Here is a 13394-nt window from a genome sequence, read left to right on the forward strand (position 1 = left end):
CACCGAGCGAAGCGCGCCGGATCATTTCCACCTGCGCGCGCATAATTTTGTCACTTCAGATCGGCTGCGACCGCTTTTGAAGCGCCCCGGATAATTCACGGACAAATGTCTGGCAGTGATATTGCATCGGCCACGCTCGTATTACGAGATAGTTAGAATTGTAGTTGCGGTAACAGACCTCTGACGCTACAAATCGAGATGGCTACTCCGTAGGGGACAAATCGGAGTGGGAGTGGGGAAAATGACATCTGAAGTTGCAGGAACCGTTACGAGCGGTGCGGGCGACGTTGCCGGCGATTTTCAGCCTGAAACGTCTGCAAATGAGACAAGCGCGCTGGAAAAACGCCCGCTCATCGTCGATCTCGACGGGACGCTGATCCGGTCCGACATTCTGGTCGAGTCGGCTTTCGCCCTGTTGGGCAAGAACCCGTTCGCCATCTTCAGCCTGGTGACCACCCTGTTCGGGAAAGGTAAGGCCGGGCTCAAGAATTACGTCGCCGACCGATCTGATATTGATATCGCTCATCTGCCTTACGAGGAAGAAGTGCTGGCGGTCATCCGTCAGGCACGCGACGAGGGCCGCGCTGTTTATCTCGCCTCCGCCTCTCACGAAAAATATGTCGGTGCGATTGCAGACCATCTCGGCCTTTTCGATGGCTGGTTTGCGACAAACGACAAGACCAACCTGTCCGGCTCCGCAAAGCGCCAGCTCCTGGTCGACAAATTCGGCGCCGGCGGGTTCGACTATATCGGTAACGAAGCGGTCGACCTGAAGGTCTGGGCCGATGCGCATGACGCGATCGCGGTTAATCCGCCCTCCAGCGTGAAGTCCAAACTGAAGAAGCGCTCGCCACAAGCGACCATCATCGAGACCCTGCCATCCAGGCTCAAGACCTGGATCAAGATGCTGCGCGTTCACCAGTGGGCCAAAAACGGCCTCGTCATGGTGCCCCTGCTCACCTCACAGAATTTCGATGTGCAGTCGGTCCTACTCGGCATCGGCGCCTTCTTCGCCTTCTCGCTGACAGCATCGTCCATCTACATCATCAATGACGCGGTCGATATCGATGCGGACCGCCAGCACCCAAGCAAGAAGTTCCGGCCCCTGGCGGCTGGAACCATGCCGATCCTGTCGGCCGTGATGGCCATTCCCGTCATGCTGACCATCGCGCTGGTGGGGGCCTGGTTCATCAACCCGATCTTCCTGGCTGTGCTCGTCGGCTATCTCTGCCTCACCACGGCCTACACGTTCAGCCTGAAGCGCAAGCTCCTGGTCGACGTTGTGGCGCTGGCTGGCTTGTACACCGTCCGCGTTCTTGGCGGGGCGGCGGCGCTGTCGCTCGCCGTTTCGGAATGGCTGCTCGCCTTTTCGCTTTTCGTCTTCACCTGTCTGGCGCTGATCAAGCGATACACCGAACTGGTCGTCCGGTTTGACAATGACATGCCGGATCCAACGAACCGGAACTATCGCAAATCCGACCTGCCCATCATCGCGACGCTCGCCGCTGCCGCCGGTTTCAACGCGGTGACCGTGTTTGCCCTCTACGTCTCCGATGACGAGGTGGCCTCTCTCTATGCCAACCCGCTGCTCCTCTGGCTCATCTGTCCGTTGCTGCTCTACTGGCTCGGCCGCGCGCTCATGCTGGCGCACCGTCGGGCGATGCATGACGACCCGATCGTCTTCGCGCTGAAAGATCGCAACAGCCGGCTGACAATGCTTGCCGTCGCAGCGGTCATGGTCGCTGCAATGGTCAAGCTGCCCTTCACGTTCGGCTAGGCACCTGCACCATGATCACGGCTGTCCGCTCGCTTTTCGACACGGTCTATGACGGCTCGATCGGCCGCCTGGGGCTGGATGGCCTGTGGGAGAAAATCGACCGCTCCATCAAACCCGGCCGGCTGCCCCTGGAAAGACGTGACATCAGCATCGCGATCGGTCTCGGTCTCATTGGCATGGCCGTATGCATCTGGGCGTTCACCCAGACCCAGCGCATCGACGCGATCAACACCCATCTCAGCATCTTCCTGCAAGCCGATATCGGCCGGGTCGCAGACAATATGACAAGCACAGGCGGCGCCCATGCGCGCACGTCTGTCCACCCGATTGCCTCGATCCTGATCTACCCCTTCACCGCCGTACTGATGGCGTTTGGTCTTGGGCCGATCCACGCCGCCGCAACGCTTGTCGTGCTGATCATGGGCGTGAATGTCGCCCTGTTCAGCCTCATCATCAGGCTGCTCGGCCTCCCGCGGCCCGTCGGCGCCCTCTTCACCGTGCTGTTCATGGCAAGCGCGTCCTTCGTATTCTGGAGCGGGATCATTGAGCTGTTCCCCTTCGCCGGCTTCAGCCTCCTGCTCGCCATGTTCATGATGTTCCGTATCAAAACGGCACACTGGGCCTGGTGGATTGTTCTCAACGTCCTGACACTCGGCCTGACGACACCGAACTGGGTGTTCGGCCTCATCGCTACCGCCGTTCGGCAAAAGCTGAAGCCGTTCCTCGTCATCACTGCCGCTTCACTGGCCGTGGTGGGCGTGCTCGCCGTCGTCCAGAACGCGACCTTCGCCAAGGCCGGGCTGTTCTTTAATCCCAAGCTCGTCGCCTATGAAATGAACTACATCCAGCCCACGATGGAAGATCGGGGCGATTACGAACAAGGCTGGAAGCCGCTCAGCAATCTTCGCAGCATGTACGTCACGACCGTGGTTGCGATGCCTGTGGATGTCGAACACCAGAACGGCGTCGAACTCGTCACAACAAACCAGTCAACGGGCTTCCCAAAAGGCGAACTGGCCCCCGTCATTGCTGTTTCGGCCTGGATCGTCCTCTTCGGCCTCGGCATCTGGGGCGCGTTCCGCCGCCCCGAATTGAGACTCCCGCTTGCCGGCGCGGGGCTGATGCTCCTGTCGCAGACCGCGCTCTACAGCATCTATGGCGAGGTGACCTTCCTCTACAGCCTGCACTTCATGCCGCTCATCCTGCTCTTCGCCAGCTGCGCCTGGTTCGCGCCATACAAGTCGGTCGCTGTCGGCCTCGCCAGCGTGGTGATCGCCTTCGGTGCCATCAATAACGAACAACGCCTGCAAGAGACGATTGAGACGACCAATTGTCTAGCAGGCCTCGAGTCCGTCCAGTATTGGCAATCCTGGGACGTCCTGAAATCCGGCGTCCAGCGCAACGCCAATCCCGATAAGCCCGATTTCCCGCCTGAGGATATCGCAGCCTGCAAGGTTACCTGAACCCATGTCACCACAACTCCTTCTGTTCATCCTGATCAGTGTCTCGCTTTCGTCCGGCTCACAGATCATTCTCAAGAAAGGGATGATCGCGCCGAAAATGCAGGCCAGCCTGATGAGCGGCGACGTGCCGACCATCTTCCTGACGATACTGACCTCACCCATGGTCATTGGCGGTCTGTTCTGTTTCGGCCTGAGCGCCCTGTTCTGGCTCTTCGTCCTGTCCAGGGTTCCGCTTTCTTCGGCCTACCCCTTCGTCGCATTGGGGATCGGCGTCACGGTCCTGGCCGGCCTCACCCTGTTCGGAGAGACGGTCTCGACGAGCGCCGCGATCGGTGTCGGGCTCATCATTCTCGGCATATTGTGCGTGGCCTCGCAGGGCTGAATCATGCGGCACAGGCATTGCATTAAATCGATGGTGCGCCGCCGCAAATCGATTGCCTGCTGGGTTGTTTGAGGTTAGCTTCATCTGGCAGGCGCCATTTGGGACATGGCGCGTGCGTGGGGACTTCTGAACGCTTTCAGGACTTCGTACGCCAGTAGGGACTAGACTGTGGGGGACGGCTTCGGTCGGTGAATTAAGGCGTGCTTTTTAACTCCTTAGAGTTCGTGGCGTTTTTCGCCGCTACCGTTGTTGCGTATATGTGTGCGCCGCAAAAGCTGCGCCTGCCGTTGCTGTTGGGCGCCAGCCTGTTTTTCTATGGCTACACCTCTCCCCTCATGCTGCTTCACCTCGCAGCCGTCGGCATCATTACCTATTTCGTCGCGATCGGGATCGAGGAAACAGAAGACCCGAAGAAGAAGCAGAGACTGCTGATCATCGCCGTGGTCGGGCATGTCCTGAACCTCGTCGCCTTCAAATACACCTCCTTCTTCAATGAGACCTTCCGCTCGATCTTCGGATGGTTCGGTGCCGCTTATGATGTGCCGGTCCTGAACATCATCCTGCCGCTGGGCATCTCCTTCTATTCCTTCCTTCTGATCGGCTATCTGATCGACGTTTACCGCGGCGAACCGGCAGAGCGGAACTGGACCGTGTTCGGCGTCTTCGTCTTCTTCTTCCCGAAGATGATTGCCGGGCCGATCGAGCGCACCAAGAACCTCATTCCCCAATTGCGCGCCCCGATGATCAGCTTCAGCTACGCCGCCGTGACGGCAGGCCTGCAGCTCATGCTGTGGGGCGCTTTCAAGAAAGTCGTCGTCGCTGACCGCATCGCGCCCTTCGTCGACCGGGTCTACAACGCGCCTCATGACTTTGAAGGCGTGTCCACGGTGTTCGCCACCTGGCTTTACGCCTTCCAGCTCTATTTCGACTTTTCCGGCTACACCGACATCGCCCTCGGCGCAGCCATGGTCTTCGGCATCAAGCTCGTGCCGAACTTCAATCGTCCATATTTCGCCCGCTCCATCCAGGATTTCTGGAAGCGCTGGCACATTTCGCTCACCAACTGGCTGAACGATTATGTCTACACCCCGTTCACGCGCAGCCGCTGGACCGGGCTCAAAATGTACAATCTCATGCTGCTCGGCATGATGCTGACCTTTGTCGTCAGCGGGTTCTGGCACGGTGCCGCATGGACCTTCATCGTCTGGGGCACGCTGCACGGCACCTATATCGTCGTCTCGCTGCTGCTCCAGAAACGCTGGAACAAGTTCGCCAAGAAGATCGGCCTCAACAAGCGCAAGCAGACCTACAAGGCGCTGAAGATTTCAGTGACCTTCTTCCTGGTCTGTTTCTCCTACATCTTCTTCCGCGCCAATGACCTCGCAGACGCGGGCTACATCATCGCGCACAGCCTGACCGGCTGGGGCGATATTGTTGGCGGCGTGCGGGCTGTGATCGATGGCAAATATCTCGAGATGGGGCTCGCCCTGCTCGGCATCATCATCATCATGGCGCCTGAGTTCCACAAGAACCACGCCAAGCTCACCGACATGTACATGTCGCTTCAGTCCTGGCAGCGCGCTGGTCTGATCTATGCAGCGACCTTCTCGGTCGTGGTGCTCGGCGCCTACTACAATCTCGACCAGAAGTTCATCTATTTCAGGTTCTGATCATGGCACAGCAACACACTTTGGACACCGCAGCCGATCTGGAAACCGACGCCCCTCACAAGGGCCCGCTCCGCCTGATCGGCGAACTGCTTGTGCTCGCTATCGCGATCCTCGCCAGCCTGATGGCCATCATCCTGATGATACCGGACAAGAATGACTATTCCAAAGCAACGCTGCTGAAGAATGACCGCCTCGCCGCCATAGAAGGCCGCAAGGTCGTCCTCGTTGGCGGCTCCAACCTTGCCTATGGCATGGAAAGCGATGTGATCCAGGACGCGACGGGCTGCCCGACGGTCAATATGGGCATGAACGGCTATTTCGGCGTGCGGTACATGCTGAACGAAGTCAAACCCCGGCTCAGGGATGGCGACATCGTCGTTCTCGCCTTTGAGTGGGACAACTACGCCAAAACCGTCGACGGTGCCGGCAAGGATCTGTTTGCGGTCTCCAGGACGAACCCGTCAGCGATCTCGCGGCTGACGCCCAAGCAGATGGCCATGGCAGCGTCCAACCTGCCTTATGTGGCACAGACCAAGCTTTTCCGCGTCATAGACGACACGCTGCGCGGCATCATGCCCTCGGGCGGTGATCGCGTTGTCGGATCCACCGTGCTCGATCAGATCGAGGTGCTGGACGGGTTCGATGAGCAGGGTGATCTCAACAGCCACGAAGGCGTTGTCTGGGAACTCGCCTATGAGCCGGGCGCCGACCTCGCTGCGCATGGCCTCGAAGAGCCGCTGATCGACCTCATCAAAGGCTTTTCCGCCGACATGGCCGCGCGCGATATCACGGTCGTCGTCTCTTATACGCCCACCATGCGGTCCTATTACGAAGAGCAAAAGGCCGTCATTGATGAGGCGCACCGCCAGCTGACGAGCGGCGAAGATGCCGTCAACGCGCCCCGAGCGCCGGAAGCCTTCGTCTTCGACGCCGACTATTTCTTCGACACTGTCTACCACCTGAAAACCACCACTCGTGCCGAGCGCAGCCAGATGGTGGCTGACGATATTCAAACCGTTCTCGGATCAACGCCCGATTGCCGGGCAACTGCACAACAAGGAGAGTCCTCGTGACCGAACAGGAAATCTACAAAATCATCGTCGATACGATCAGCGAAATTCTTGATGACAAGGGCCTCGACGTGCCTGAAATCACGCCAGAGACCGAAATTCTCGGCGACGATCTCGGCATCGATTCCCTCGATCTCGCGACCATGGTCTCAGACCTCGAAGGCCGCATCGGCCATGACCCGTTCGACAAGGGCTTCATCGAGTTCAAGACCGTTGGCGAACTGACAAAGCTCTACGCCCAGAAATGAGTGCACCGGGGCTGATATTCGCGGCAGGCGATGACACGCTTGCGGTCACGAGGGGCGAGGAGTCCCACACGCGCGGTGCGATCCGGGCAGGCGCGGACGATCTGCGCGATGCGCTGTCGGGTGCGGGCATCCGGCGGTTCCTCGTGCACAGCGATGAGTCAGCCCTGATCCTGCAAGCCATCCTGGCCGCGCAGGATTTCGGCGGCGATCTCTACATTGCCCATACCAGCCTCAGCGCCGACCAGATCGAAGCCCTGAGCGCAGAGCAAGGCGTCGAAGCCGTGGTAACAGCGCCCGGCGAATGGCGGGCCCGCGACGGCGTGAAACAGATCACGCCGGCTGGCCGCATCTTCATGATGACATCCGGCACGACGGGCATGCCCAAGATCGCCTCGCACAGCCTCGCCAGCCTGATCTCGAAGGCCCAGTCCGGCCAGAGACGTCGCCCGGAAGGCGGCGGCCGCTGGCTTCTGACCTATCAGCCGACCGGCTTCGCCGGCCTGCAGGTCACGCTCACGGCGGCTCTGTGGGAGGGCCTCCTGATTACGCCGGTCGAGCGCACGATGAGCCAGTTCTACCAAGCCGCGAAGAAATGGCAGGCCACCCATGTCAGCGCGACACCCACCTTCTGGCGCTCCTTTCTGATGATGGCCGATCCATCAGAGCTCAACCTGCAGCAGATCACGCTCGGCGGAGAAGCGGCAGACCAGGCCACGCTGGACCGGATCGCAAAAGCCTTCGTCAAAACCCGCATGACGCACACCTATGCGTCGACCGAGGCCGGCATGGTCTACGCCGTTCATGATGGCCGCGAAGGCTTTCCGGCCGCCTGGCTCACCGAACCGCCAACCGGCGTCCAGCTGCGCATCGTCGACGGTTTCCTGCAGATCAAGACGCCAAACATGATGCGCGAATACGTCTCGAAACAGGACCAGCCCATGCTCGATGATGGCTGGCTGTCCACCGCAGACCTCGCCGTTGTCGAAGGCGACCGGGTCAAGGTTCTCGGGCGTGACGACAATACGATCAATGTCGCCGGCTCAAAGGTCTATCCCCTGCCGGTCGAGGCGATCATCCTGCAGCGGCCGAACGTGGTCGAGGCGCGCGTCTACGGCGTCCCGAACCCAGTTTCAGGCGCGCTGGTCGCCGCCGATGTCGTGCTCCAGCCGGGAACGGAAGAGAAGGCCGCCAAGAAGGATATCCTCACCTCCTGCCGCGCCGCGCTGCCGGGATATTCAGTGCCGCGTGTCCTGAAATTCGTCGATGAAATCGCCGTTTCAGCCTCCAGCAAGAAAGGCTAATGGCCATGACCCGCAAGCATGTCATCGTTACCGGAGGAAGCCGCGGGCTTGGCGCAGCCATGATCGAGGGCCTGCTGGCAGACGGTTATCGCGTCTCCACCTGTAGCCGCCGCAAGAGCGACAATATCGAAGCCCTGCTCAGCCATGCTGACTATGGTGACCGCTTCTTCTGGAAAGCCTGCGAAGTCGGCGAGGCAGACCAGGTCGACGCCTTTGTCGAGGCCGCCAATGAGTGGTCCGGCTACGACGAATTGTGGGGGCTGGTCAACAATGCCGGCATCGCGCAGGCGGGTATTCTCGCATCCTTTCCCAATGTCGAAAGCGAGCGGATCATCAAGATCAACCTGCTTGGCGCGATTCAGGTGGCCCGCGCGGCCAGCAAGATCCTGCTCGAGCGCAAGCGCAAGACAGAGGGCGGCCGGATCATCAATATCAGCTCGATCATCGGCACGCGCGGCTATAATGGCATGTCATCCTATTCTGCCTCCAAGGCTGGCATGGATGGTTTCAGCCGCGCCCTCGCGCGCGAACTCGGCCGTCGCCAGATCACCGTCAACAGCGTTGCGCCCGGCTATGTGGCCACCGAAATGTCGTCGACGCTGTCGCCGTCCCAGCTGAAACAGATCGTCAACCGCACGCCGCTCGGCCGCCTTGCCAGCGAGCAAGACATCCTCAACGCTGTCCGGTTTTTCCTCAGCGACGCATCGGCCATGGTGACGGGCCAGACTCTGCTCGTTGACGGCGGCATCAGCAGCTAGTCCAGGAAAGGGAGGGGACGGATCATGCTTTCAGTTTTTATCTATCCGGCCTGCCTTCTCATGTTCGGCATCTGCCTGGTGGTCATCGAAGTGCTTCGCCGGCGCGGCGCCTCATACAATACGATTATCCTCAGCGGCGGCGTGCTCGGCGTCCTGACCCTTCTACTTCAGTACATGCCGCCGCCTGAATGGCTGATGGCCGACTTCAACAAGGCGTACTATCCGGCAGGCCAGGCGGCGATTGAAGACCATGCCGCGCTGACAGACCTGTTGGCCAAAGGTGTCTATGGCTTCGTAAACCTGCCGATTGTCGCCTTCCTGTTTTCGCCCTTTGCGGTCATGCCCTTGCGGCTCGCCGACCTCATATTTCTTGGCCTCGGTGGCCTGTCCTGCATCCTGCTCTGGCGAGAGCTTGCGAGGTTTGCCCAGCTTGAGGCCCCCGAAAGCGCCCTTCTCCTGTTTCTGGCAATCGGCTCAGGCCCCGCCGCTTACGGCGTCGCCAATGGCAACACCTCTCAAATGGTCCTGATCCTGATCATCTGGGGCATCATGGCATTCATGCGCGGCAAGGATCTGAGCGCAGGCGCCCTGTTCGCGCTGGCGGCCCTCGTCAAACCGGCCCTGATCGTGTTTGGCATCTTCACCCTCCTGCGAGGCCGCTGGAAAGTCACCGCTGCCGGCGCCGCCGTCTGTGCAGCCGCAACCCTGATGTCGATCGCCATCTTCGGCTGGCCCATGCATGAAATCTGGTTGCAGCAGACCATCCTGCCCGCGCTGGACGGGACGATCCTTGCGCACAATGTGCAGTCGATCTCCGGCGCGGTCGGGCGCGCTTTCGTCGGGCCTGAATGGCTGAATGACTGGAACCCGCATACCGTTCCGGCGACGGCTTCGCTGCTCGCAACCGGCCTGAAGCTCCTCACCGCGGCCATTATCGTTGCGAGTCTCGTTATCCTCGCCCGGCGCAAGGCGCCCGCGCAAACCGCGCCGCTGGAGTTTTCCTTCGTCCTGATGGCGCTTCTGCTTCTGCCGAACCTGGCATGGAATCATTATTTCGTGTGGGCTTTCATCCCTCTGGCGCTCTGCCTGAAGGCGATGCCACCGCTCATGTCCGCGCGCGGCGAGACACTGGCTGCCCTCCTCTCTGCCGCCCTGATCGCGCAGCCCGTCTTCATGTGGGAATCCTCATCCGCCTTGACCCAGGACATATTTGGCCGCGTTATCGTATCGCTGCCCTTCCTCGGCGCCGTCATCCTGCTGGTGCTGATGGTTCGCCAGGTTTTGCGCTTGCGCCAGAGTGACGAAGTTTTAAACGCCGAAAAGCCGGTGACGAATACTGTTTCGCCGACAGCTCTGAGGCCCCCTTTACGTTGGAGACCAGGGACAAGAACAACCTGACTCTTGATCGAGATTAACCGCAATAGACATTGCGAACATAGACAGCCCACACCCGTCACGCAGGCATGAGGTTTGCACGAAGGGTCAAAAGTTTTTCCGAGGAGCGTGGCCCATGTCCGAGAACGGACCCACCGAAAAGAAAAAAGTACACTTTGCCTTTGTCGATCTGGTGCGGGGGATTCTCGCTGTCTACGTCGTCGTGTGCCATTGGTGTCTGTTCTCGAACTTTGACCTGTTCCCGTCGGCCTATCTGGCTGTCGATTACTTCTTCATGATGAGCGGGTTCGTGATCGCTTTTGCGTATCAGTCGAAGTTGCGGAACGGCTACAAGAAATCAGTCTTCCTCTACCAACGCGTCCTCCGGCTTTATCCCTTCATCCTCGCAGGGGCGACTGTCGGATTTGCCTATGCCGCCGTGAAATCATTCGCTGCGCACGGATTTATCGATTTTGAGACTTGGCGCCTGTTCGCAATGAACGTGCTGATGATCCCGGAGTCGCTGTTTCTGACGGACTTTGCCTATCCATTGAACATACCCATGTGGTTCCTGTTCTTCATCGCCGTGTCATATGTGGCGTTCGCCTTCTTTCTGTATCGCGCGCCGACTTGGGCGATCTCGCTGTTCGCAGCGTTGATGGCGGCGCTCCTGTCAACCTGGTTCATGGGCTTTTTCGGATCCAAACTCATGATCCCGAATGAGCTCATCTATGAGCTATCCAATTTCTGGCGCTGTGGATTTTCCATCTGCATCGGCATCCTGATCTTCCGGATCTATGGGTTCGTCGAACGGGTTCGTTTTCCAAAGGTCGCCATCATCATACTCGCCGCTCTGCCGATGCTGATCATGGCCACGCCGAGAGGTCTGATGCCCTGGTGGGGCTATCAGGCGCTTTTCGTGGGCACCTTCCCGCTCGCATTCGCCTGCGGCCTGAAAGTCGAACTGAAAGGGAAGTTCGCAAAGGTCGCAAAAACGGCGGGCGACTTTTCCCTGCCTCTCTACATTGCGCACATGCCGGTGCTGTTTTTCGCCGAGAGCGCCTTGTATGCGCTGGGCATTGAGGATCGCACCATACATTTGTGGCTCGGTTGGATCGTCGTTCCATCGACCTGCCTGATCGTGTTCATCGGCTATCGGATGATCACCCACTTCTTCCGCAAGGCCACAAATCTGGCGGCACCGGTGATCTTCAAATCACCGTCCCGGGGCTAGTGACAGGATCAGTCGGTCTCAACTTGGCTGGCCGTAGTGTTTAACGCCGGCAGCCGGTCAGGACCGGTCCTGCGGCGAGCGCCCCCTTGCGGGGATACTGATCTCGACCTTGTAACCGTGCGGCTCGATCGGCCCGTGGCGAAACCGGAAGTCCTCGCCATAGGCCGACTTCAGACGCTCCTCGACATTGAGCAAGCCAATGCCGCGTGTGGCATCGTCGGATGGTGATGTCTGCTTGCCGACGCCGGGTCCATCATCCTCGATGACCATGACAAGTTCATCGCCGACACGCCGCGCATCCAGCGACGCTGTGATCGGCTCTGTCGTCTTGCTGACCGCGAATTTCACGCTGTTCTCAAAGAGCGGCTGCAACAGCAGGCTCGGAATAACAGCGTCCCTGGCCGCATCTTCGACCTCAAGGCGCGTGTGTAACCTGTCGCCAAAGCGCACTTTCTCGATGCTGAGATACAGATCCAGCGTCTCCAGCTCATCGGCGAGCGTGTGCTGCATCTCATCAGAGTGATCGAGCGTGACGCGCAGATAGTCCCCGATCCGCGCCAGCATATCGGTCGCCCCGCCCGAATCGCCCTTGCGAACCTGCCAGGACACCGAATTCAGGGCGTTGAATAGGAAGTGCGGATTGAGCTGGTATTTCAGCATTCTGAGCTGTGCATCACGGAACTGCTTTTCAGCTTCCAGCCGGCGCAAGGTCTCACGCTGAGCCACCTCATTGGCCTTCAGAGCGGTGTTCTGCGCCTCGACGGCCAGCTGATGCTCGCGGATCCAGTGCTGGTAATATTTCAGGGCGTAGTAGCAGAACGTCCACGCGCCGAAGACAATCACCGACGCAAACCACCAGCCGCCCCAATCGGCGAGCGGGATAGGCTCACCGGTCATCCATGTGAAGGAGTAAAGGCGAAGCAGGGTCCACACGATGGACGCTATGATCACGCAGGCGCCATTCACCAGAATGCGCGGCACAAGCGGCCATTTCCACGTGCCGGACGCGACCCAGCGCAGCGGATGGCTGACAAAGATACCCAGCGCCGACTGCAGGATGGTATGCACGACGGGCGTCCACTGCCCGGGATTGTACCAGACCGTCAGACTGAGATAGCTGAGCAGCGCCATGGCCGACCAGCCAGCGATCTGGAACAGCCAGTATTGGCGGTTGGTCGGCTGCATGCCGAGACCAAGAGTCTTGAACATCCCGTCGGGAGCGTTGATAGCAGTCATGGGCACAGTGACATGCAAAATGCCGTTTCGATCAACAGTTTGTTTTCCAAAAGCAGCTGTCTGGGGGCCCGGCCAGAGTGAAGAAAGCACGTTTGCGCATGCTGAAAACAATTGTCTGCGACGATGAACAGCCCGCTCTGGAGCTGATGGAAAGCATGCTTGGCGAGATCGACAGCGTCGAAATTGTTGGCGCCTACCTGTCCGTTCGCAAGGCCATCGAGCGGATCAATGCGGGCGGCGTGGACCTCGCCTTTCTCGACATCGAAATGCCGGACCTCAGCGGTATGGAAGCCACCGAAGCGATTACGGCCGACCCGAAACCGCTGATCGTCTTCGCAACGGCGCACCCGGAATATGCGGTCGAAGCGTTCGGTATCGATGCCATCGATTACATCCTGAAACCGATCGATCCACACCGGGTCGGAAAGGCCGTTGAAAAGGCCGAGCGCCTGCGCCGGCTGATCGCCGTCAACGAAGCGGGCGAGAATGGCGCGATCGAAGCCGCAGAGATCGACGAGCCGGCGATGCTGCGGATCAAGGATGCCGGCCGGTACTATTTCATCCCGCGCGAGGACGTGGTCTGGATCGAGGCGGCCGGCGACTACTCCCTGCTCCACACGAGCGAAAAGGAAGCCGCCGTTCGCCGCGCGATCAAGCTGCTCGAAGATGAACTTCCCGGCGACCAGTTCGTGCGCGTGCATCGCTCAGCGATCATTTCCAGATCGCATATCCGGGAAATCCGCATGCTGCAGAAAGGCGAAGCCCAGATCCTCCTGACCGGCGACGTCAAGGTTCGCACCAGCCGCAGCTACAAGGATGTGATCCAGGCCCTGATCGACGAGCGCTGAGCCGGCCCGGCAGAGGTTCGCCGTCCCATTCAT

The 13394-nt window shown here is 59.6% G+C and carries 12 protein-coding genes; 11 read left to right on the forward strand and 1 reads right to left on the reverse strand.

Annotated features, from left to right (window positions below):
• The first annotated feature begins 241 nt into the window (after positions 1–241).
• The 10 genes from WNY37_RS14400 (at position 242) to WNY37_RS14445 (ending at position 11277) form a co-directional block, all read left to right on the forward strand.
• Entirely contained in the window at positions 242–1777 is a 1536-nt protein-coding gene (locus WNY37_RS14400; protein ID WP_342974089.1) for a UbiA family prenyltransferase, read from the forward strand.
• A gap of 11 nt (positions 1778–1788) precedes the next feature.
• On the forward strand, positions 1789–3240 hold the full coding sequence (locus WNY37_RS14405) for a hypothetical protein (RefSeq protein ID WP_342974090.1): 1452 nt from the start codon (positions 1789–1791) through the stop codon (positions 3238–3240).
• Between the two features lie 4 nt (positions 3241–3244).
• Positions 3245–3622 (forward strand): SMR family transporter, encoded by a 378-nt coding sequence (locus tag WNY37_RS14410; protein WP_342974091.1) that lies wholly within the window; start codon positions 3245–3247, stop codon positions 3620–3622.
• A 200-nt stretch (positions 3623–3822) separates the two neighbouring features.
• Positions 3823–5292: an MBOAT family O-acyltransferase gene (locus tag WNY37_RS14415; protein ID WP_342974092.1), complete on the forward strand. Its 1470-nt coding sequence runs from the start codon at positions 3823–3825 to the stop codon at positions 5290–5292.
• A 2-nt stretch (positions 5293–5294) separates the two neighbouring features.
• Positions 5295–6365 carry a hypothetical protein gene (locus WNY37_RS14420; RefSeq protein ID WP_342974093.1) on the forward strand — a complete coding sequence of 357 codons (1071 nt, stop codon included), beginning with the start codon at positions 5295–5297 and terminating at the stop codon, positions 6363–6365.
• The gene (locus WNY37_RS14425; RefSeq protein WP_342974094.1) at positions 6362–6610 is read left to right on the forward strand and encodes an acyl carrier protein; all 249 of its coding nucleotides are present in this window, start codon (positions 6362–6364) and stop codon (positions 6608–6610) included. The genes WNY37_RS14420 and WNY37_RS14425 overlap by 4 nt, the downstream gene beginning before the upstream one ends.
• The gene (locus WNY37_RS14430; protein WP_342974095.1) at positions 6607–7911 is read left to right on the forward strand and encodes a class I adenylate-forming enzyme family protein; all 1305 of its coding nucleotides are present in this window, start codon (positions 6607–6609) and stop codon (positions 7909–7911) included. The genes WNY37_RS14425 and WNY37_RS14430 overlap by 4 nt, the downstream gene beginning before the upstream one ends.
• Positions 7912–7916: 5 nt before the next feature.
• A complete protein-coding gene (locus tag WNY37_RS14435) occupies positions 7917–8669 on the forward strand; it encodes an SDR family NAD(P)-dependent oxidoreductase (protein WP_342974905.1) in 753 nt (250 codons plus the stop codon).
• A 24-nt stretch (positions 8670–8693) separates the two neighbouring features.
• Entirely contained in the window at positions 8694–10067 is a 1374-nt protein-coding gene (locus WNY37_RS14440) for a glycosyltransferase family 87 protein (protein WP_342974096.1), read from the forward strand.
• Between the two features lie 112 nt (positions 10068–10179).
• Positions 10180–11277, forward strand: coding sequence for an acyltransferase (locus tag WNY37_RS14445; RefSeq protein ID WP_342974097.1), 1098 nt, complete (start codon positions 10180–10182; stop codon positions 11275–11277).
• 57 nt (positions 11278–11334) lie between these two features.
• Here WNY37_RS14445 and WNY37_RS14450 read toward each other — a convergent pair whose 3' ends face one another.
• Positions 11335–12513, reverse strand: coding sequence for a histidine kinase (locus tag WNY37_RS14450; RefSeq protein ID WP_342974098.1), 1179 nt, complete (start codon positions 12511–12513; stop codon positions 11335–11337).
• A 98-nt stretch (positions 12514–12611) separates the two neighbouring features.
• Between WNY37_RS14450 and WNY37_RS14455 the strand changes: the two genes are divergently transcribed.
• A complete protein-coding gene (locus WNY37_RS14455; RefSeq protein ID WP_342974099.1) occupies positions 12612–13361 on the forward strand; it encodes a LytTR family DNA-binding domain-containing protein in 750 nt (249 codons plus the stop codon).
• Positions 13362–13394: the final 33 nt, after the last annotated feature.

Origin of the sequence: Henriciella sp. AS95, from assembly GCF_038900055.1 — a bacterium.
Classification (GTDB): Bacteria; Pseudomonadota; Alphaproteobacteria; order Caulobacterales; family Hyphomonadaceae; genus Henriciella.